We start from the raw sequence: 20,409 nt of genomic DNA on the forward strand, positions 1-20,409 counted from the left end.
CCAGCAGTGCACGTCTCGCCCTGAAGTCCACGGCTCGTGGACTTCAGGGCGAGAACGGAACTTCCGGCCTTCGCGCCCTCCGGCGGGCTGCCGGGCCCGCTCTCCCGGCCGCCCTACTCCGGCGCGCCCACGGTGATCGTCTCGGGCAGGTAGACCTTCCCGCCGGAGGCGCGGAACTCCTCGCTCTTCTCGCGCATGCCCGCGATCGCCTCCTGCGCCTGCCGCGAGCCGAATTCGTTGCGGATGTCCTGGGAGATGCGCATCGAGCAGAACTTCGGCCCGCACATCGAGCAGAAGTGCGCCGTCTTGGCGGGCTCGGCCGGGAGCGTCTCGTCGTGGAAGGCCTCGGCCGTGGCGGGGTCGAGCGAGAGCGAGAACTGGTCCCTCCAGCGGAACTCGAACCGAGCCTTGGACAGGGCGTCGTCCCGCTCGTGCGCCCCCGGGTGCCCCTTGGCGAGGTCGGCGGCGTGCGCGGCGATCTTGTACGTGATCACCCCGGTCTTGACGTCGTCCTTGTTCGGGAGGCCGAGGTGCTCCTTGGGCGTGACGTAGCACAGCATCGCGGTCCCGTACCGCGCGATCTCCGTGGCGCCGATGGCCGAGGTGATGTGGTCGTATCCCGGTGCCACGTCGGTCACGAGCGGGCCGAGCGTGTAGAACGGGGCGCCGTCGCACAGCTCCTGCTGCCGCTCCACGTTCTCGCGGACCAGGTGGAACGGGATGTGCCCGGGACCTTCGACCATGACCTGCACGTCGCACTCCCAGGCCCGCTTCGTCAGCTCGGCGAGCGTGTCCAGCTCCGCGAACTGCGCGGCGTCGTTCGCGTCCGCCGTCGAGCCCGGGCGGAGTCCGTCGCCGAGCGAGAACGCGACGTCATACTGGGCGAAGATCTCGCACAGCTCGTCGAAGTGCGTGTAGAGGAAGTTCTCCTCGTGGTGGGCAAGGCACCAGCCGGCCATGATGGAGCCGCCGCGGGAGACGATGCCCGTGACCCGCTCCGCGGTGAGCGGGACGTAGCGCAGCAGCACGCCGGCATGGATGGTCATGTAGTCCACGCCCTGCTCGCACTGCTCGATCACGGTGTCCCGGAAGACCTCCCAGGTGAGGGCCGAGGCGTCGCCGTTGACCTTCTCGAGGGCCTGGTAGATGGGCACGGTGCCGATCGGCACGGGGGAGTTGCGGATGATCCACTCGCGGGTGGTGTGGATGTCGTCGCCGGTGGAGAGGTCCATGACGGTGTCGGCGCCCCACTTCGTGGCCCACTGGAGCTTGTCGACCTCCTCCGCGATGGAGGACGTCACCGCCGAGTTGCCGATGTTGGCGTTGATCTTCACTAGGAAGGCCTTGCCGATGATCATCGGCTCCGACTCCGGGTGGTTGATGTTGCTCGGGATGATCGCCCGTCCCGCGGCGACCTCGGAGCGCACCAGCTCGACGTCGCAGTTCTCCCGCAGCGCCACGAAGCGCATCTCTTCGGTCACGACGCCGGCCCGTGCGTAGTGCATCTGCGTGACGCGCCGGCCGGGCTTGGCCCGCAGCGGCACGGGCTTGGCGCCCTTCCACTCGGCCGAGGCCTCGCCGCGCCGCACCGCTGAGCGGCCGTCGTCGAGCAGGTTCCGCTCGCGCCCCGTGTAGGCCTCGACGTCGCCGCGCCCGGCGACCCAATCGGCCCGGTAGGCCGGAAGGCCCACGACGGGGTCACTCCCGGGCCCCGACGTCCGGTACACCCGCAGGGGCGCGTTGGCCTCGCCGCTCGGCGAATCGTCGAGCGCGATCTCCGTGACGGGGACCCGGAGGCCGTGCTCGCAGTCCTCGACGAACGCGAGCGAGTGGGCGGGGTGCTGTTCCATTCCAGATGTGCTCATGTGCTGAGCCCTCACTTCCTACGCCGGCATGACCCGGACAGGTTCGACGGTCGCAGGCCGCGTCAGCCCGATCTCAGCCCTTGCGAGGGCACCCGTGTGGACGCGTTGGACCCTAGCACGGCCGCTAGGCTTGCGGCATGCATGACGTTGTCCACCTCGCCGGCCCCATCCTCGCCGGCCCCGCCGACGAGCACCCGGAGGCGTGGATCGCCGGCGGCCGGATCACCTACCGGCGCCCGGAGACGCCGGCGGCCGCGACGCTGCACGGGTGGGTCCTCCCGGGCCTCGTCGACGCACACTGCCACGTGGGCCTCCTGCCCGACGGCGCGCCCGACGACGCCGCCGCGCTCGCCCACGCCCGCGCGGAGGCGGCTGCCGGCGTCCTCCTCGTCCGCGACTGCGGCAGCCCCACCGACACCCGCTGGCTGCAGACGCGCGACGACGTCCCGCGCCTGGTGCGCGCGGGCCGCCACCTCGCGCGGTCCCGCCGCTACCTGCGGGGCCTCGCGCTCGAGATAGAGCCCGAGGACCTCGTAGAGGCCGTCGTGGCGCAGGCACGGGCCGGCGACGGCTGGGTCAAGCTCGTCGCGGACTGGATCGATCGCGACGCCGGCGACCTGGCACCCACGTTCCCGCCCGCCGCGCTCCGCGAAGCCGTCGCCGCCGCGCACGCCGAGGGTGCCCGGGTCACGGCGCACACGTTCGCGGAGGAGACCATCGACCACCTCCTCGACGCCGGGATCGACTGCCTCGAGCACGCGACCGGCCTGCAGGAGCGGCACCTGCCCCGTCTGGCAGAGGCCGGCGTCCCCATCGTCCCGACGCTGGTGAACATCGCGACGTTCCCCGACATCGCGGCCCGCGGCGAGGCGAAGTTCCCGCGCTACGCGGCGCACATGCGCGCCCTGTGGGAACGCCGGCACGAGCGCGTGGCAGCCGCCCACGCGGCCGGGGTGAGGATCTATGCGGGCACCGATGCCGGCACGGTGATCGCCCATGGCCGGATTGCGGACGAGGTCGCCGAGCTGGCCGCCGCGATCGGTCCCGTCGCGGCCGTCGACGCCGCGTGCTGGGCTGCGCGGGGATGGCTGGGCGCCGCCGGGCTCGCCGAGGGCGACCCTGCGGACCTCGTGGTCGTGGGAGAGGACCCCCGCGCCGACGTCGGCACGCTCGCGGCCCCGCTGCACGTGCTGCGGGACGGGCAGCGGATCGCCGGCGCGGCCGAGGCGGCAGCGGTCTAGCAGGGGAATACCCGGGCTTGATTGAAGCTTCAAGTAATCGTACGCTTGATGCAGACCTCGACAGCCAAGGAGCCCACCGTGAGCACATCCGCCACCCCCACCCAGCCCGCCACCGGCGACCTGCTTCCCGCCGACCTCGCGATGGGCACCGTGATGCTCAAGGTCGGGGACATGAAGCTGATGCTCGACTACTACGAGCGCGCCCTGGGCCTCGTGCCGATCAGCGAGTCCCTCGGCGGCGTGTACCTGGGCCGCCAGGGCCTGCCGGTCATCCACCTCAGCCCCGCCGCCGGGCTGCAGATCCCCGGCCGCGGCGAGGCCGGCCTCTTCCACACCGCCATCCTGTTCGAGCGCCGCGAGGACCTCGCCGCGACCGTCGCCACCGCCGCCCAGTACGATCCTCGGCTCTTCGCCGGCAGCGCCGACCACCTCGTCTCCGAGGCGTTCTACTTCACCGACCCCGAGGGCAACGGCGTCGAGCTCTACTTCGACAAGCCGCGCGAGACGTGGCAGTGGAACGCGGGCCAGGTGGTCATGGACTCGCTCCCGCTGCCCCCGCAGGCATTCCTCAACCAGAACCTGACCGAAGCGTCCCTCGAGGGGCAGCGGGAGGCGGAGGCCGGCGTCGGCCACGTCCACCTCCAGGTCGGCGACGTGGACACGGCGCAGAAGTTCTACGTCGACACCCTCGGATTCGAGAAGACCTCCGGCTGGCACGGCCAGGCCCTGTTCGTCTCCGCCGGCCGGTACCACCACCACATGGCGATGAACGTGTGGAACTCCCGCGGCGCCGGCCCACGCAAGGACACGCTGGGCCTCGGCGAGGTCCTCATCAAGGTCGGCACCCAGGATGACGTCCTCGCGGCCGCCGACCGCCTCAAGTCCGCCGGCATCGCCACCCGCCACACCGGGGCCGAGCTGCGCTTCGAGGACCCGTGGCGCAACCAGATCCGCATGGCGTCCGTGCACGCCTGACACTCCCTGCGCTACGCTCGGACAGTCCGCGGTCGCCGCGGGCGCCATGCAGGCCGAACCGCAGTCCAGCGCCCACAGAGGGGGAAGAAGTGTCCGCTCCCAGTCCCTTCGCCGAGATCTTCGTCTCCACGCACGCCGACGCGCTCGCCCGGGCTGCCCAGCTCGACGGCGGCGACGCCGAGGACACCGGGGGCCTGAGGATCCCCGGCGTCTCCGACTACGAGATCGAGCAGCTCGGTTCGCTGGTCGGAACGGCCGTGCACGCCCCGGGCGCCGACTACGAGCTCACCATGGTGGACGTCTCCTCGGACAGCCTCCTCGCGGTGCCCTCCACGATGGTCCGCGCCCTCGCCGACCTCCTCGTCTACGAGTCCGAGGAGGAGGAGGGCAACGCCGTGGAGCGCGTGGCCGCCGCGTGGGTGGACCAGGAGGACCTCCCGTTCGACGCGCGTGAGGCGTACGACTACGTCGAGCAGCTCGCCAAGCTGGCCGCCGACGTCGACGACTCGAGCCGGCAGGAGCTCTTCGTCTGGGCCAGCTCCTGATCGTCCGGTCCGGTTCCTGACGCGCCGCGGCCCCGTGGCATGCGAAACGTCCCCGGATCTGGCACAATGGTCAGGTACCAATCCGCGCGGCCCCCTCTCTCCGCGCGCGGTTGTGTCCATCGGAGCCCTGGCGAAGTACGGCCCGCCCCACGGGAGCGGAAAAGTCCGGGCTCGCCTCATGTTCAGAAACAGGAGTGACCACAACCGTGGCCGTTAAGATTCGACTCAAGCGCTTCGGCAAGATGCGCGCCCCGTACTACCGCATCGTCGTCGCCGACTCGCGCACCAAGCGCGACGGCCGTGCGATCGAGGAGATCGGCAAGTACCACCCCACCGAGGAGCCCTCGTTCATCGAGGTCAACTCCGAGCGTGCCCAGTACTGGCTCGGTGTCGGCGCGCAGCCGACCGAGCAGGTCCAGGTGCTCCTCAAGATCACCGGTGACTGGCAGAAGTTCAAGGGCCTTCCGGGCGCCGAGGGCACCCTGAAGTACCCGAAGGGCAAGGAGCCGTTCGTGGCTCCCGAGAAGGGCTCCGTGATCCTCCCCGAGGCCCCGAAGGCGGCCAAGGGAGCTGAGGAGTCCGCCGAGGCCCCCGCCGAGGCCGAGGCTGAGTAACTTGCTGGCCGAGGCACTCGAGCACCTGGTCCGCGGCATCGTGGACAACCCCGATGACGTCGCGGTCCAGGCCAAGAGCGGCCGCCGCGGCGACGTCCTCGAGGTGCGCGTCCACGAGGACGACCTCGGGCGCGTCATCGGGCGCCAGGGACGCACCGCGCGCGCACTGCGCACCGTGGTCGCGGCCCTCGCCGAGGGCGAGCCGGTCCGGGTCGACGTGGTCGATACCGACCGCCGCCGCTGACACTGCCTCATCCAGCTCCGGCCCCTCCTCCCACCAGGGTGGAGGGGCCGGAGCTGTCTCCACCCACCCTCGCGGCGGGCAGCCGCGCACAGCACCCCGACGGGCCCACCCGGCCCACCACGCAGGAGGCCCATCCCATGCAGGTCCAGGTCGCACGGATCGGCAAGCCGCACGGCATCCGCGGCGAGGTCACCGCCCAGGTCCTCACCGACGCCCCCGAGGAACGCTTCGTCCCCGGCGCCGAATTCATCGTCGAGCCCGCCTCGAGCGGTCCTCTGACGCTCGAGGGCGCCCGCTGGAACAAGGACATCCTCCTGCTCTCCTTCGCGGAGGTGCCCGACCGCAACCGCGCCGAGCAGCTCCGCGGAGTCAAGCTCTACCTCGAGACGGAGGACCTCGAGGACGACGACGAGGGCTGGTACGAGCACGAGCTCGTGGGCCTGGCCGTCCGCGTCGACGGCCGCGACGTCGGCACGGTCGCCGCGCTCCAGACCATGCCCGTGCAGGACCTCCTCGTCCTCGACACTCCCACGGGGGAAGTCCTCGTCCCGTTCGTCGAGGAGATCGTGCCCGAGGTCGACGTCGAGGGCGGCTTCATCGTCCTCGTCCCGCCGCCCGGCCTCCTCGAGCTGAACCGTGAGACGGGCGACGCCGGGGCCTCCGGCGGCGGGTCCGAGCGGCAGCCGGGGTCGGAGGCGTAGGTGCGCATCGACGTCGTCAGCATCTTCCCCGACTACCTTGCGCCCCTGCGCCTCTCACTCCTGGGCCGCGCCCAGGAGGACGGGCTGCTGGAGCTGGCGGTCCATGACCTGCGCGACTTCACCTTCGACCGCCACCGGACGGTGGACGACACCCCCTACGGGGGCGGTGCCGGCATGGTCATGAAGGCCGAACCGTGGGCACTGGCCCTCGAGCACGTCCTCGCGGCGCAGGGCGCCGCCACGGGGGAGGCCGGGCACGACGCCGGCCCGGCCGCCCCGCGCCGCCCGGTGCTGATCGTGCCGTCCCCGGCCGGGGCAGTCTTCACCCAGGCCATGGCCTACGAGCTCTCCGAGGAGCCCACGCTCGCGTTCGCCTGCGGACGCTACGAGGGCATCGACGAGCGGGTCCTGGAATGGGCGGCCCAGCGCTTCGAGGTGCGCCCCGTGAGCCTGGGGGACTACGTGCTCAACGGGGGAGAGGTGGCCGTCATGGCCATGGTCGAGGCGATCGGGCGGCTCCTGCCCGGCGTCGTCGGCAACCCCGAGTCCCTGGTCGAGGAGTCCCACGCCGACGGGCTGCTCGAGTACCCGGTCTACACCAAGCCCTCGTCCTGGCGGGGCCACGGGGTCCCGGAGGTCCTGCTCTCCGGGAACCACGGCAAGGTCGCCTCCTGGCGCCTCGAGCAGCAGCTGCGCCGGACGGCGGCGCGGCGGCCCGAGCTCCTCGACGGCGCAGACGCCGCGCCCTACGGCAAGGCCGAGCGCGCCGTGCTGCGCGAACTCGGCTACGAGGTGGCGGACGGACAGCTGCGCCGGGCCCCGCACGGAGCCTGACGCCGCCGCCGACATGACGGCTCCGCCTCCCATGTGGCACAATGGAGCGTTGTGTCTGCCGGGCATTGGACCTGCCACAGGGGGCCTGAGCCAACGGTGATGGACACGCCGCCCTGCCGGGCCCTTCGGCGGGCGGTCACGGTTTCCGGCCCGATCGCCCCAGCGCGGTGCGGGCCGCACACCAAAGCAGGTGACCTGTGGCATCTGCCAGGAGAAGATGACAATGAACATCCTCGACTCCGTCGATGCCGCCTCGCTGCGCTCCGACATCCCCGCGTTCGGGCCCGGTGACACCATCAAGGTCCACGTGAACATCATCGAGGGCAAGAACTCGCGCGTCCAGGTCTTCCAGGGCTTCGTCGTCGGCCGCCAGGGCCACGGCGTGCGCGAGACCTTCACGGTCCGCAAGGTCTCCTTCGGTGTCGGCGTCGAGCGCACGTTCCCCGTGCACTCCCCGATCATCGACAAGATCGAGCTCGTGACCCGTGGTGATGTGCGCCGCGCCAAGCTCTACTACATGCGCGAGCTTCGCGGCAAGGCTGCCAAGATCAAGGAGAAGCGCGACTTCAGCCGCACCAAGTAGCCCCGAGCTGCTCGAAGCGTGCTGAACGCCACCTCCATGGCACGATCCGAACGCCAGTCCCGGCTGCGGGGCTGGCGTTCGGTCGTTCTGGCTGTCGTGCTCGCCGTCGTCGTCTGGGCCGCCCTCCGCTCGTTCGTCTTCGACGTGTTCTACATCCCCTCCGAGTCCATGCAGCCGCTGCTGGACCCGGGGGACCGGATCGGCGTCGTCCGGGCCGGCGTCGATCCCGCTCCGATCCGCCGCGGCGATGTCGTCGTGTTCGACGGACGGGGCTCCTTCGCGCCCCTGACCTCGGGCCGCGGATGGGTGGGCGACCTCGTCCAGGGCGCGGCAGAGTGGCTCGGGATCGTGCCCACCGAGACCGTGTACGTCAAGCGCGTCGTCGGCGTCGGCGGGGACCATGTCCGCTGCTGCACCGCGAGTGGGAAAATCGAGGTGAACGGCCAGCCCCTCGACGAGCCGTACCTATTCCCGGGCGACGCGCCCAGCGAGCAGCGGTTCGATGTCGTCGTGCCGGCCGGGCGGCTGTGGCTCCTGGGCGACCATCGCTCAGCGTCAGCCGATTCCCGTGCGCTGCTCGGCGCGCCCGGCGGCGGCCTGGTCCGTGCGGACAAGGTGATCGGCCGACCGGTGGCGATCCTGTGGCCACTTGATAGATTGGGCGGGTTCACCGCCTCCCCGACCATGAAGGACACCCAGTGATGCGCAGCCGAGATGCCGGGGCCGACGCCGCAGGAGCGGGGCCGGAAGCGCCGGGTGCCGGCGAGGGCGGCGACGGGGGTCACCGGCGCGGCGGCCTCATGGCCTGGATCCGCGAGATCGCCATCATCCTCGGCGTCGCCATCGTGCTGTCCTTCCTCATCAAGACGTTCCTCTTCAAGGCGTTCTACATCCCGTCCGAATCGATGGTGCCCACCCTCGAGGAGAACGACCGGATCTTCGTGAACCTGTTCGTGCCGCGCAACTTCGCGCTGCAGCGCGGCGAGGTCGTCGTCTTCAAGGACACGAAGGGCTGGCTCCCCGAGGTGCCCCAGCCGGCGCCGAACCCCGTCCAGGAAGGGCTCGAGTTCGTCGGCCTGCTGCCGGACACCTCCCAGCAGCACCTCATCAAGCGCGTCATCGGGCTGCCCGGGGACCACGTGGTCTGCTGTGACGCGTCGCAGCACATCACCGTCAACGGCGCGGCCCTCAGCGAGCCCTACGTCAATCCCGCCGAGACCCCGCACGTCGTGCCCTTCGACGTCACCGTACCGGCCGGCAGCATCTGGGTGATGGGCGACAACAGGAACCATTCCTCGGACTCGCGCTACCACAATTCGGTCCAGCCCGGCGCGGGCTTCGTCTCCATCGGCGATGTCGAAGGCCAGGCCGCCGTCATCGCGTGGCCGCTGAACCGCATCCGATCCCTCGACAGCTACCCGGACACGTTCAAGGACGTGCCCGCACCGAAATGAGCACGAGCACGGCCACGGGTGCGCGGTCCTCGCGGCCGCGCCGCACCACGGCACCCAGTCTGCGGTTCGTGAACCGGCTGGCGGGCGCCTACGGGCCTCTCATCGCCGGCTGCGACGAGGTGGGCCGAGGGGCGCTGGCAGGGCCCGTCACGGTGGGGATCGTGGTGGTCGATGCGCGGCGGGTCGTGACCCGCACGGTGCTGCGCGACAGCAAGCTCCTGACCCCGGAACGCCGGGTTGAGCTGGTCCCGATGATCCAGACGTGGGGCGTCGGCGCCGCCGTAGGGCACTCGAGCGCGGAGGAGATCGACGAGGTGGGCATCATGGAGGCGCTGCGGCGCGCCGGTCGCCGCGCCCTGGCCGAGATCGCCGCCCGAGGGGTCGTACCGGACGCGGTGCACCTCGACGGCAACTACGACTGGCTCTCCCGCGGCGGCCAGGGCTCGCTCTTCGACGAGCCCGAGGCCGGCCCCGTGCTCCCGGTGCAGACCACGATCAAGGCCGACCTCGCGTGCCAGGCCGTGGCGGCTGCCAGCATCATCGCCAAGGTGGCCCGGGACGGGCTCATGGTCGAATACGGGACTGAGGACCCGCGCTTCGGCTGGGCCGTGAACAAGGGCTACGCCACGCCCGAGCACAGGGCGGCGCTCCTCGAGCACGGACCGACCGTGCTCCACCGGCGCTCGTGGCGCCTGGGGACGGCGGATGCGGACACCGAGGACGAGATCGAGGCCGCCGCGCAGGAGCGCGCCGCGGCGGAGGAAGATCTCGACGGGAGGAAGATAGGACTATGAGCGCCGAAGACCTTGAGAACTACGAGACCGACATGGAGCTCCAGCTGTACCGCGAATACCGGGATGTCATCTCGCTGTTCAGCTACGTGGTGGAGACGGAACGACGGTTCTACCTCGCCAACCACGTGGACCTGCAGGCCCGTTCGGCCGACGGCGAGGTCTACTTCGACCTGACCCTCCAGGATGCCTGGGTCTGGGACGTGTACCGCAGCGCGCGCTTCGTCAAGAGCGTCAGGGTCATCACCTTCAAGGACGTCAACGTCGAAGAGCTGCCCAAGGTCGAGGACCTGGGCCTGCCGAAGGGCGGTCTGGGGGCCTAGCAGGGCGCCACTTCTCCTCCACAGCTGACCCGTTGGGCGGGTTGCCCACATACGCTTCCCGCTCGACGCCGCAGGGCCCGCCGCGGCGAGAGTCTGGTCCCATGAGAGCCAAGGACAGACTCGGTCAGCGCGGGGAACGCCTCGCGGAGGAGTACCTGCGGACGGCTGGTGCGGCCATCCTGGACCGCAATTGGCGGTGCCGGGACGGGGAGCTGGACATCGTCGCCGCCGACGGCGGGATCCTCGTGGCGGTGGAAGTGAAGGCGCGCCGCTCGTGGGACTGCGGGCACCCGTTCGAGGCGGTGGATGCCGCCAAGCTGGGCCGGCTCGTGCGTCTGCTCGCAGCATGGGCCGAGGGGCACGGCGTCCGGGCGCGGGCCAGGCGCGTGGATGTCATCGCCGTCACGGGGCCGGACGGCGGGGCGGCCCAGATTGAGCACCTGAGGGGCGTGGCCTGATGGGCGGCGTCGGACGCGCCCTCGGCGTCGCCCTCGTGGGCCTGAACGGCTACCTCGTGGAGGTCGAGGCCGACATCGGGCAGACGCTTCCCAGCTTCGTCCTCCTCGGCCTGCCGGACTCAGCGCTGAGCGAGGCCCGCGAGCGGATCCGGAGCGCCGCCAAGAACAGCGGCCTGCCCCTGAGCCGGCGCAAGCTCACCGTGAACCTGATCCCGGCCTCGCTGCCCAAGCGTGGCACCGGCTTCGACCTCGCCATCGCCGTGGCCTCGCTCGCGGCCGCGGGGGACCTGCGGCCGCCGGCGGGCGTGGTCTTCCTCGCCGAGCTTGGCCTGGACGGCAGGCTCCGGCCCGTGCGCGGCGTGCTCCCGGCGGTCATGGCGGCCGTGCAGGGAGGCCGCCCCGACGTTGTGGTCGCCGGAGCGAATGCCCGTGAGGCATCGCTCGTTCCCGGGGCCCGGGTGCACGCCTACGAGTCGCTCGGGCAGCTCGCACTCGACCTCGGCGCCGACCCGGAGGCAGTGTCGGTGCCCACACGCGAGGACGGCGGGACAGGACAGGACGAGGGGGACGGGCGGCCCGCACGCCGCCCGCTCGCCGTCCCTGACCTGAGGGACGTCTCTGGACAGTCCGAGGCGCGCACAGCGGTCGAGGTGGCAGCGGCCGGCGGGCACCACATCATGCTCGTGGGCCCGCCCGGGGCCGGCAAGACGATGCTCGCCGAGCGCCTGCCAGGCGTCCTGCCCGACCTCGACGACGAGGCGGCGATGGAGGTGACCGCGATCCACTCGCTCTCTGGCGAGCCCGGAACGAACGAGCTCATCCGCCGCCCGCCGTTCGAGAGCCCACATCACACCGCGAGCGCTCCGGCGATCATCGGAGGAGGCTCGGGCATTCCCCGCCCCGGGGCGGCCTCCCGCGCGCACCGGGGCGTCCTCTTCCTCGACGAGGCGCCTGAGTACGAGCGCCGAGTGCTCGACTCCCTCCGCCAGCCCCTCGAGAGCGGCGAACTCGTGATCCACCGCGCCGCCGGCGCCGCGGCCTACCCTGCGCGCTTCCAGCTCGTCATCGCGGCCAACCCGTGCCCCTGCGGAAAGGGGACGGGCAAGGCGCTCGAGTGCACCTGCACGGCGCAGGCCAAGCGGCGCTACTTCGGGCGCCTCTCCGGCCCGCTGCTGGACAGGGTGGACATCCAGCTGCGCGTGAACAAGGTCTCGGCCGTCGACTTCGGGCAGGTGCCGGCGGGGGAGTCGACGGCGGACGTCGCTCCGCGCATCCTCGCTGCCCGGCACCGGCAGGCAGAGCGGCTGCAGCAGTACGGCCTCGAGACCAATGCGCAGGTACCCGGGCGCCTCCTGCGGGGCCAGCTCCGCCTCGACCCGGGTTCCACCGCGCTGCTGGACCGTGCGATGGTGGCGAACACGCTCACCGCCAGGGGGTTCGACCGGGTCCTCCGGCTCGCCTGGTCCATCGCGGACCTGGCCGGACTCGATCGGCCCGGAGGTGACGAGGTGGGGCAGGCGCTCCTCCTGAGGCAGGCGGTGGCGGCATGAGGGCCGAGCAGCAGCCCCGCGGCGGATGGGTCCTTGGCGGGGAGGGGAAGGGGACGGACGCGGTTCGTATCGCACGGGCGGCCCTGTCCCGGCTCTTCGAGCCCCTCGATCCCGTGGGGATACTGCTCGTGGAGGCGTTCGGCCCCGAGGAGGCCCTCAGGATCGCCTCCGGTCGGGCATCCGCCGAGGACGTGGCCGCCCTCCGGACGGCCCTCGAAGGCTCGGCTCGCCCGGATCGCGGCGGACCGTCCGGCGCGGGCCCGGCCGCGGCCAGAGTCGGGGCGCTCGCCAGTGCCCTCGAGCGGTGGGCCCCGCGGGTGCCACACCTCGCGCCTGAGCGGGACCTCGAGGCGATGGCACGGCTCGGCGGCAGGCTGGTGGTGCCCGAGGACGCCGAATGGCCCGCCGGGCTCCTCGGACTCGGTGCGGAGGGCCCGCTGTGCCTGTGGGTGCGGGGCGATGAGCCCCTGCCGGCAGCCGAGCGCAGCGTGGCGATCGTCGGATCACGGGACGCCACGGGCTACGGGATCTCGGTCGCGGGCGAGCTGGCCCGCGGAGTGGCGGACCTGGGGCTGACGGTGGTCAGCGGCGGGGCCTACGGCATCGATGGGCAGGCGCACCGGGCCGCGCTGTCCTCCTCCGCGGCTGCCGTCCCCACCGTCGCCGTGATGGCTGGAGGAGTGGACCGCTACTACCCCTCGGGCAACGAGGAACTGCTCCGGGAGGTCGCCCGGCGCGGCCATCTCGTCTCCGAGCTGCCCCCCGGCGCCTCGCCCTCCAAGCATCGCTTCCTCAAGCGGAACCGCCTCATCGCGGCGATGTCCGCCCTCACCGTGGTGGTCGAGGCCCGATGGCGCTCAGGGGCCCTCAGCACGGCCCGCAGGGCCGTGGACCTCGGCCGGCACGTCGCGGCGGTCCCCGGCTCGGTGTACAGCGCGAATTCGGCTGGATGCCATCGGCTCCTGCGGGACGGCGCCGCCTGCGTCACGGACGCCAAGGAGGCCTACGAATTGGTGGCGCCATCGGGGGAGGGGCTTGTCGACGATCCGGGCTCCCCTGTGCGGGCCCACGACGGGCTCTCCCTCGTCGACCTCATGGTGCTCGAGGCGCTCCCCGTGCGGCGGGGCGCGGAGGTCGAGAGCCTCGCGGTGGTCGCCGGCCTGAGCGAGGCCGAGATCCGGGCGGGCCTCGGCAGGCTCTCCCTCGTGGGCCTGTGCGAGCGGTCCGAGGGCGGCTGGCGGCGCAGCAGGCAGGCGTGAGGGCCGCGATCCGTCCCCAGGGCCATGTGCTGTGCGTGTCGGGCTTGCCGCCGCACGGGTGGCCGCGAAAGATGGAGGAGGCCGAAGGCCGGGACGAGGAGGCTGGATGGACACCGGTGCAGTGCCCGAGGGGCTGGACGGCCCCCTGCGCTCGTTCCTGCGCTATCTCGCCTTGGAGCGGGGGCGATCCGTCCACACCGTGCGCGCCTACGAATCGGACCTCACCTCGATGCTCGCCTCCGCCGCCGATGACGGCGCCGTGGACCTGCGGGCCGTCGACCTGGCGATGCTGCGCCGCTGGCTCGGGCGCCAGAGCGAGGCTGGACTCGCGAGGTCCACCCTGGCCCGGCGGTCGGCGGCTGCGCGGTCGTTCCTCGCGTGGGCGGCCAGGGAAGGCCACCTTGACGCCGACCCGTCGATCCGGCTCGCTGCACCCAAGCGGCAGACGCACCTGCCCGAAGTACTGCACCGGGACCAGGCCGAGCGGCTGCTTGACGGCGCCTCTGCGGCAGCCGGGGGCGGCGACCCGATGGCGGTCCGAGACCTGGCGCTCGTCGAGCTCCTGTACGCGACCGGAGTGCGGATCGGCGAACTCGTGGCCCTCGACGTCGACGACGTGGACTTCGGCCGCCGGACCGTCCGTGTGCTCGGCAAGGGCAACAAGGAGAGGACGGTCCCCTTCGGCGTCCCCGCCGCGGACGCCCTCACCCGCTGGCTCGGTGCCCGGGCGGCGCTGACGACGAGCTCCAGCGGTGCCGCGCTCTTCCTCGGCGCCCGCGGCGGCCGGCTCGGGCAGCGCCAGGCGCGTGCCGTCGTCGACCGTGCCCTGCGGGCGCTGGGTGACACCTCGGCCAGCGGTCCGCACGCCCTCCGCCACACCGCCGCGACGCACCTCCTCGACGGCGGCGCCGACCTCCGCAGTGTCCAAGAGCTCCTCGGGCACGCGAGCCTGGCCACCACCCAGCTGTACACCCACGTCTCCGTCGAGAGGCTGCGGGCGAGCTACCTGGCGTCGCACCCGCGCGCGTAGTCGACGGCCACATTGACCCACAGCCGAGGGCCACATTGGCGGGGCGTACTGGAATCTGGCAGATTCGTCCGGCAGAATGGTCGCGAAGCCCCAGTCGGAGCAAGTTCCGTACCTCGCAGACGTGGGGCACCTCCGCCCGGAGGGACAACTCAATAGCCACGTATCGCTGGATCCGCCAGCTGACGGTCGTAGGGGAAGACGTACCGACAGCGATGGAGGATGGAATGTCTGCAGTGATGACCCGTGGTCTGCTGTTCGTGCACTCGGCACCGAGCGCGCTGTGCCCGCACGTCGAGTGGGCCATCAGCTCGGTGGTGGACAAGCGGACGGACCTCGACTGGACGGCGCAGCCTGCCGCTCCGGGAATGTTCCGCGCCGAGCTGTCGTGGGTCGGCAAGCCGGGGACGGGGGCCCACCTCGCCTCGGCCCTGCGCGGCTGGGCCCACCTCCGCTACGAGGTCACCGAGGAGCCTAGCCCCAGCGTCGACGGCGGCCGTTGGTCGCACACCCCGGAGCTCGGCATCTTCCATGCCATGACCGACGTCCACGGCAACATCGTCATCTCCGAAGACCGGATCCGGTACGCCTACGAGTCCGCAGGCGGGGACGCCGCAGCCGTGTACCACGAGCTCTCGCTCGCGCTCGGCGAGGCCTGGGACGAGGAACTCGAGCCGTTCCGCCATGCCGCCGAGGGCGCGCCGGTCCGCTGGCTCCACCAGGTCGGCTGAGCGCCCGGCTCCGCCCGCTGCCCACTGTCTGCGTCTGTCTGAGACGGAAGGGAGGGGCCAGTCGTCAGACTGGCCCCTCCCCTTCCGTGCGTCCCGGGCGGTGCGCCCGCGTCAGTGGTTGCGGATCACCACGACCGCGTTGTGGCCGCCGAAGCCGAAGGAGTTGCTGAGGGCGACGATGTCCCCCTGCGGGAGGTCCCGTGCTGTGGTAACCACATTCAGCGGGATCTCTGGATCCTGGTGGTCCAGGTTGATCGTGACGGGAGCGCGTCGCTCCTGCACGGCGAGGACGGTGAGCACGGCCTCGACCGCGCCCGAGGCGCCGAGGAGGTGGCCCATCTGCGACTTCGTCGCGGAGACGGCCACGTTGTCCACGTGGCTGCCGAGTGCGGCCTTGAGCGCGGTGTACTCGGGCTTGTCGCCCACCGGCGTCGAGGTCGCGTGGGCGTTGACGTGCACGACGTCCTCCGGCTGGACGCGCGCATCGAACATCGCGGCCTTCAGGGCCCGGGTGGCGCCGAGGCCCTCCGGATCCGGAGCCGTGATGTGGTACGCGTCGGCCGTGACGGACGTGCCCGCGAGCTCGGCGTAGATGCGGGCGCCGCGCGCCAGGGCGTGCTCCTCCGCCTCGAGCACGAGCGCGCCGGCGCCCTCGCCCATGACGAACCCGTCGCGGTCGAGGTCGTAGGGGCGCGAGGCGTGCTCGGGGTCGTCGTTGCGCTTGGAGAGCGCCTGCATCGCCGCGAAGGAGGCGAGCGGCATCGGGTGGATCGCGGCCTCCGCGCCGCCGACCATCACCACGTCCGCCTTGCCGGCCCGGATGAGCTCCTGGCCCACGGCCATGGCCTCGGTCCCGGAGGCGCAGGCAGAGACGGGCGTGTGGGCGCCGGCGCGCGCGCCGAGGTCGAGGCTGACTGCCGCGGCCACGCCGTTGGGCATCAGCATCGGCACGGTCATCGGCAGGACCCGCCGGGGGCCCTTCTCCTTGAGAGTGTCCCAGCCGTTGAGCAGGGTCCAGACGCCGCCGATCCCGGTGGCGAACGCGACCGCGAGGCGATCGTGGTCGATCTCCTCGATGCCGGAGTCCCGCCAGGCCTCGCGAGCGGCGATCACGCCGTACTGGGTGGACGGGTCCATCCGCTTCATCTCGACGCGGCTGAGCACCTCGTCGGCGGGCGTGGAGAGCTTGGCGGCGATCTTGACCGGCAGCTCGTACTGCTCGACCCAGTCATCGGTGAGCCTGCGGACGCCGGAGACCCCCTTGAGGGCGTTCTGCCACAGGGTCGGGACGTCGCCGCCGATGGGCGTCGTGGCACCAAGGCCGGTCACAACAACTTTGCGCGCCATGCTTCGCTACTTTCGGGGTGCGGGAGGAGGCCAGAGTGCTCTGGTCTCGTCAACAGGAGGCGGCCGGCGCGGGGCGCCGGCCGCCGGGGGCGCGAGGCCCTTAGGCCTGGGCCTTGGCGATGAAGTCGACGGCGTCGCCAACCGTCGTGAGGTTCTTGACCTCCTCGTCGGGGATGCGCACGCCGAACTTCTCCTCGGCGTTGACCACGATGGTCATCATCGAGATCGAGTCGATGTCGAGGTCGTCGGTGAACGACTTGTCGAGCTGGACGGCGTCAGTGGCGAGCCCCGTCTCCTCGTTGACGATCTCGGCCAGACCGGCGAGGATCTCTTCGTTGGTTGCCATGTCGGCTCCTTTTCTCGGTTCCCGGCGGTCCGCCGGATCAGGGTTCCAGCCGCAGTGCGCGGCCTGGTCTCAGCACGGCCCGTGTGGGGCCGCACCGCGGTCTCAGGGGAGGACGATGACTTGGGCGCCGAAGACGAGGCCCGCGCCGAAGCCGATCTGGAGTGCCAGCTTGCCGTGGAGGTCGGGATGCTCCTCGAGCAGCCGCACTGTGGCGAGCGGGATCGAGGCCGCGGAGGTGTTCCCGGACTCGGCAATGTCGCGGCCCACGATCACCGTCTCGGGCAGTTTGAGCTGCTTGACCATCTCGTCGATGATGCGCATGTTCGCCTGGTGCGGGATGAACGCGGCGAGGTCCTCCGGCTCGATCCCGGCGGCGTCGAGCGCCCTCCGGGCCACCTTCGCCATCTCCCACACGGCCCAGCGGAAGACGCTCTGGCCGTCCTGGCGCAGGGTCGGCCAGATCTTCGCCTCGGTGCCCAGCACGGCCGCCGCATTGTCCGCACCGTTGTGCTCGGCCTCGTCGGAGAGGTCGCGGACGTCCAGGAGCGAGTGGGTCATGCCGATCACATTCCACTTGCTGCCGTCCGAGCCCCACACGGAGGGTCCGATGCCGGGGGTATCGGAGGGACCGATCACCACGGCGCCCGCGCCGTCGCCGAGCAGGAAGGAGATGCTGCGCTCGGTGTTGTCGATGAAGTCGCTGAGCTTCTCGGCGCCGACGACGAGCACGTAGTCGGCCGCACCGGACCGCACGAGCGCGTCGCCCTGGGCGATGCCGTAGCAGTAGCCGGCGCAGGCGGCGGAGATGTCGTAGGCCGGGGCCGGCGTGGCGCCGAGGCGATCCGCGAGGGCAGCGGCCGCGGACGGGGTCGCGTACGGGTGGGACACGGTCGAGATGATGACGGCGCCGAGCTGGCTCGCGTTGATGCCGGCCGAGGCGAGGGCCTCGCGGGAGGCGCCCTCCGCCATGTCGAGGACGCTGACGTCCTCGGGGGCGCGGCGGCGGGTCACGATGCCGGTGCGCTGCCGGATCCACTCGTCGGAGGAGTCGATCCACTGGCAGACGTCGTCATTGGTGACAACGACCGAGGGGCGGTAGCCGCCGATCCCGAGGATGCGCGAGTGCGCGTGCGTCTCGGCCTGCTTGAGGGTAGGGGTGCTCACACCGTCTCCTTGTCGCTGCTGGCGTCGGCGGCGAAGAGCTCGAGGGCTGCGTCGACGTCGGAGGGGCCCTTCACGGCCACAGTCTTGATGCCGGGCATACCGCGCTTCGCGAGGCCCACGAGCGTGCCTGCGGGGGCGAGTTCGATCACGCCCGTGACGCCGCGCGCGGCGAGCGTCTCCATGCACAGGTCCCAGCGGACCGGGCGGGAGACCTGCGCGATGAGGCTCTCGAGTGCGGCCGCGCCGGAGGTGACCTCCGCGCCATCGTAATTCGAGAGCAGGGGAACGGCCGGGTCGCTCACGGCCAGTTCCGGACGGAGGGCCTCGAGGTCCGCCACGGCCGAGGCCATGTACTGCGTGTGGAAGGCCCCGGCGACCTTGAGCGGGATGACCCGGGCCTTGGCCGGCGGGTTGTCCGCCAGCTGCTTGAGGGCCTCGAACGTGCCCGCGGCGACGATCTGGCCGCCCCCGTTGACGTTGGCCGGCTCGGCGCCCGCGGCGGTGATGGCCGCGAGGACCTCGTCGCGGTCCCCGCCCACGACGGCGCTCATGCCGGTGGGGGTGACGGCGGCAGCCTTGGCCATGCCCCGGGCGCGGACGCCGACGAAGCGCATGGCGTCCTCGGCGCTGAGCACGCCGGCCAGGGCGGACGCGGTGATCTCGCCGACCGAGTGGCCGGCGAGCACGACCGGGAGGTCAGAGAGCTCGGCGTCGAACATCGCCTCCGCCGCGACGATGCCGGCGGCCACGATGAGCGGCTGGGCCACCGCGGTGTCCTTGATCGTCTCCTCGTCCGAGGTCGTCCCGTGCGCCACGAGGTCGAGGCCCACCACCTCGCCGAGGGCCCCGAGGCGGTCGGCAACGGAGGGCAGCTCGAGCCAGGGGGCCAGGAATCCGGGCGTCTGGGAGCCCTGTCCAGGGCAGACAATTGCTAGCACGTAACCAAGCTTTCCAAATCGGGGATGCTCTGAGTGGGGAGAGCGCGCACGAAGCTCCTCCATGCGGTTTGTGGGAAGTCTACAACGTGCCCTCGGCGGCGCCGCCTCCTCAGGACCGCTGCGGATGCCGTTCGGCGGCCGGTTTGGGGGCGGCGGCGAGGCGTCCGACGACGAGCGCTGTCTGCAGCACGAACGCCTCGCGGGGCAGGAGCGGGTCCCACCCGGTGACGTCGCAGACGCGGCGCAGCCTGTAGCGGACGGTGTTGGCGTGGACGAAGAGCTCCCGGGCCGTCGCCTCGAGCGAGTGGCCCAGCTCGAAGTAGGCGCTGAGCGTCTCGACCAGTCCATTCGAGGCCGCCACGAGCGGGCGGTAGATCTTCTGCACCAGGGCGCGGCGGGCGGCGTCATCGCCTGCCGCCACCCGCTCCGGAAGCAGGTCGTCCGCCGAGACGGGGCGGGGGGCGTTGGGCCAGGCGCGGGCGGCCGAGAGGCCCGCGAAGGCGGCCTGCGCCGAGGTGCTCGCCTCGGGCAGGGTGGCAGCCTCCGGTCCGTACACCACGGGGCCGGGGGCGAAGAGCTCGGCGAGGCGCGCCATGGCGGTCGCCGGCTCCTGCAGGCCGCCGAGGATGAGGATCAGGCGGTCGCCCTGGATGCCGACCAGCGCGTCCTGGGCGTGGCGGCCCGCGATCCGCCGCAGCTCGCCCACATAGGTCGGGCTGGGCTCGAGCGGGGAGGACCCGACCATGACGGTGAAGCGCTCCTGCGCCTTCCACCCGAGCGCGGCGATCCGCGACCGCAGGGCATCGGTGTTCTCCCCACGCAGGATCGCGTCGACGATGAGCGCCTCGAGCCGGGTGTCCCACGAGCCTCGGGTCTCGGCGGCCCGCGCGTAGACGTCCGCCGCGGCGAACGCGACCTCGCGGGAGTAGCGCAGCACGGCCTCCCGCAGCGCCGGCTGGTCCTCCTCGGGGGCAAGGTGCGGTACCTGGTCCTCGACCGTCTCGACGACGATGCGGATCAGCTGGAGGGCCTTCTGGAGGCTGATGGAGCGCGTGAGCTCCGTCGGGGCCGTGCCGAACACGTCGGAGAGGATCCAGGTGGGCAGGGTGGGGCGCTCGTACCACGTGACGAACGCCGCGATCCCGTTCTGGGCGACGAGCCCGAGGGCGGACCGCTCATCCGCGCTCAGCCGGGAGTACCACGGCAGGGACCGCTCGAGCTCGCGCATCGTGCTCGTGGACAGCTGCCCCACGTTGGCCCGCAGCTTCTTGACCGTCTCGGCCTTCGCCGGCGAGATGGTCAGCTTCCCGTTCGGCGGGGTGGCGGGGGAGTGCTGCGGCTGGGGCATGTGAAGAGCATAGCGAGCACTCAGGTGGGGACCAGTTTTGTGTGAAGGCTACAAGGGTCCGTGCGCCGTGC

The 20,409-nt window shown here is 71.8% G+C and carries 23 protein-coding genes and 1 riboswitch; of the genes, 17 read left to right on the plus strand and 6 right to left on the minus strand.

What is annotated here, in order from left to right; genetic code table 11:
* Positions 1-113: 113 nt before the first annotated feature.
* Positions 114-1,865 (minus strand): phosphomethylpyrimidine synthase ThiC, encoded by a 1,752-nt coding sequence (gene thiC / locus J2W21_RS06360; protein ID WP_307113660.1) that lies wholly within the window; start codon positions 1,863-1,865, stop codon positions 114-116.
* Positions 1,864-1,971, minus strand: a riboswitch (TPP riboswitch). Its footprint overlaps the gene before it by 2 nt.
* Before the next feature lie 31 nt (positions 1,972-2,002).
* On the opposite strand from thiC, the gene J2W21_RS06365 reads away from it, so the two are divergent.
* The 17 genes from J2W21_RS06365 (at position 2,003) to J2W21_RS06445 (ending at position 15,195) form a co-directional block, all read left to right on the plus strand.
* Complete coding sequence (locus J2W21_RS06365) at positions 2,003-3,106, plus strand: amidohydrolase family protein (protein ID WP_307113661.1); 1,104 nt, start codon at positions 2,003-2,005, stop codon at positions 3,104-3,106.
* Positions 3,107-3,247: 141 nt separating this feature from the next.
* Positions 3,248-4,081 (plus strand): VOC family protein, encoded by an 834-nt coding sequence (locus J2W21_RS06370; protein WP_307113970.1) that lies wholly within the window; start codon positions 3,248-3,250, stop codon positions 4,079-4,081.
* 89 nt (positions 4,082-4,170) lie between these two features.
* Complete coding sequence (locus J2W21_RS06375; RefSeq protein ID WP_307113662.1) at positions 4,171-4,626, plus strand: hypothetical protein; 456 nt, start codon at positions 4,171-4,173, stop codon at positions 4,624-4,626.
* Between the two features lie 206 nt (positions 4,627-4,832).
* Positions 4,833-5,240 (plus strand): 30S ribosomal protein S16, encoded by a 408-nt coding sequence (gene rpsP, locus J2W21_RS06380; RefSeq protein WP_307113663.1) that lies wholly within the window; start codon positions 4,833-4,835, stop codon positions 5,238-5,240.
* Between the two features lies 1 nt (position 5,241).
* Positions 5,242-5,484: an RNA-binding protein gene (locus J2W21_RS06385; protein ID WP_307113664.1), complete on the plus strand. Its 243-nt coding sequence runs from the start codon at positions 5,242-5,244 to the stop codon at positions 5,482-5,484.
* Between the two features lie 137 nt (positions 5,485-5,621).
* On the plus strand, positions 5,622-6,185 hold the full coding sequence (rimM, locus tag J2W21_RS06390) for a ribosome maturation factor RimM (protein WP_307113665.1): 564 nt from the start codon (positions 5,622-5,624) through the stop codon (positions 6,183-6,185).
* Entirely contained in the window at positions 6,186-7,019 is an 834-nt protein-coding gene (gene trmD, locus J2W21_RS06395; protein WP_307113666.1) for a tRNA (guanosine(37)-N1)-methyltransferase TrmD, read from the plus strand.
* Between the two features lie 223 nt (positions 7,020-7,242).
* On the plus strand, positions 7,243-7,602 hold the full coding sequence (gene rplS, locus J2W21_RS06400; RefSeq protein ID WP_307113667.1) for a 50S ribosomal protein L19: 360 nt from the start codon (positions 7,243-7,245) through the stop codon (positions 7,600-7,602).
* A gap of 36 nt (positions 7,603-7,638) precedes the next feature.
* Positions 7,639-8,304 (plus strand): signal peptidase I, encoded by a 666-nt coding sequence (gene lepB, locus J2W21_RS06405; protein WP_307113668.1) that lies wholly within the window; start codon positions 7,639-7,641, stop codon positions 8,302-8,304.
* Positions 8,304-9,056 carry a signal peptidase I gene (lepB, locus tag J2W21_RS06410; protein ID WP_307113669.1) on the plus strand — a complete coding sequence of 251 codons (753 nt, stop codon included), beginning with the start codon at positions 8,304-8,306 and terminating at the stop codon, positions 9,054-9,056. The genes lepB (J2W21_RS06405) and lepB (J2W21_RS06410) overlap by 1 nt, the downstream gene beginning before the upstream one ends.
* Positions 9,053-9,850 (plus strand): ribonuclease HII, encoded by a 798-nt coding sequence (locus J2W21_RS06415; RefSeq protein WP_307113670.1) that lies wholly within the window; start codon positions 9,053-9,055, stop codon positions 9,848-9,850. The genes lepB (J2W21_RS06410) and J2W21_RS06415 overlap by 4 nt, the downstream gene beginning before the upstream one ends.
* The gene (locus J2W21_RS06420; RefSeq protein ID WP_066498256.1) at positions 9,847-10,170 is read left to right on the plus strand and encodes a DUF2469 domain-containing protein; all 324 of its coding nucleotides are present in this window, start codon (positions 9,847-9,849) and stop codon (positions 10,168-10,170) included. The genes J2W21_RS06415 and J2W21_RS06420 overlap by 4 nt, the downstream gene beginning before the upstream one ends.
* A 101-nt stretch (positions 10,171-10,271) precedes the next feature.
* Positions 10,272-10,628, plus strand: a complete 357-nt coding sequence (locus J2W21_RS06425) for a YraN family protein (protein WP_307113671.1) — start codon at positions 10,272-10,274, stop codon at positions 10,626-10,628.
* On the plus strand, positions 10,628-12,178 hold the full coding sequence (locus J2W21_RS06430) for a YifB family Mg chelatase-like AAA ATPase (RefSeq protein ID WP_307113672.1): 1,551 nt from the start codon (positions 10,628-10,630) through the stop codon (positions 12,176-12,178). The genes J2W21_RS06425 and J2W21_RS06430 overlap by 1 nt, the downstream gene beginning before the upstream one ends.
* Positions 12,175-13,437 (plus strand): DNA-processing protein DprA, encoded by a 1,263-nt coding sequence (gene dprA, locus J2W21_RS06435; protein WP_307113673.1) that lies wholly within the window; start codon positions 12,175-12,177, stop codon positions 13,435-13,437. The genes J2W21_RS06430 and dprA overlap by 4 nt, the downstream gene beginning before the upstream one ends.
* A gap of 106 nt (positions 13,438-13,543) precedes the next feature.
* Complete coding sequence (locus J2W21_RS06440) at positions 13,544-14,467, plus strand: tyrosine recombinase XerC (protein ID WP_307113674.1); 924 nt, start codon at positions 13,544-13,546, stop codon at positions 14,465-14,467.
* Between the two features lie 224 nt (positions 14,468-14,691).
* Positions 14,692-15,195, plus strand: a complete 504-nt coding sequence (locus J2W21_RS06445) for a DUF3145 domain-containing protein (RefSeq protein ID WP_307113675.1) — start codon at positions 14,692-14,694, stop codon at positions 15,193-15,195.
* A gap of 111 nt (positions 15,196-15,306) precedes the next feature.
* Here J2W21_RS06445 and fabF read toward each other — a convergent pair whose 3' ends face one another.
* From fabF to J2W21_RS06470, 5 genes are all read right to left on the minus strand, one after another.
* The gene (fabF, locus tag J2W21_RS06450) at positions 15,307-16,542 is read right to left on the minus strand and encodes a beta-ketoacyl-ACP synthase II (protein ID WP_307113676.1); all 1,236 of its coding nucleotides are present in this window, start codon (positions 16,540-16,542) and stop codon (positions 15,307-15,309) included.
* Between the two features lie 100 nt (positions 16,543-16,642).
* On the minus strand, positions 16,643-16,888 hold the full coding sequence (locus J2W21_RS06455) for an acyl carrier protein (protein WP_066498244.1): 246 nt from the start codon (positions 16,886-16,888) through the stop codon (positions 16,643-16,645).
* 102 nt (positions 16,889-16,990) lie between these two features.
* Complete coding sequence (locus J2W21_RS06460; RefSeq protein ID WP_307113677.1) at positions 16,991-18,052, minus strand: beta-ketoacyl-ACP synthase III; 1,062 nt, start codon at positions 18,050-18,052, stop codon at positions 16,991-16,993.
* The gene (locus J2W21_RS06465; RefSeq protein ID WP_307113678.1) at positions 18,049-18,990 is read right to left on the minus strand and encodes an ACP S-malonyltransferase; all 942 of its coding nucleotides are present in this window, start codon (positions 18,988-18,990) and stop codon (positions 18,049-18,051) included. The genes J2W21_RS06460 and J2W21_RS06465 overlap by 4 nt, the downstream gene beginning before the upstream one ends.
* Positions 18,991-19,099: 109 nt before the next feature.
* Positions 19,100-20,338: a PucR family transcriptional regulator gene (locus tag J2W21_RS06470; protein ID WP_307113679.1), complete on the minus strand. Its 1,239-nt coding sequence runs from the start codon at positions 20,336-20,338 to the stop codon at positions 19,100-19,102.
* Positions 20,339-20,409 lie beyond the last annotated feature (71 nt).

The organism is Sinomonas atrocyanea (genome assembly GCF_030811715.1).
Lineage (GTDB): Bacteria > Actinomycetota > Actinomycetes > Actinomycetales > Micrococcaceae > Sinomonas > Sinomonas atrocyanea_A.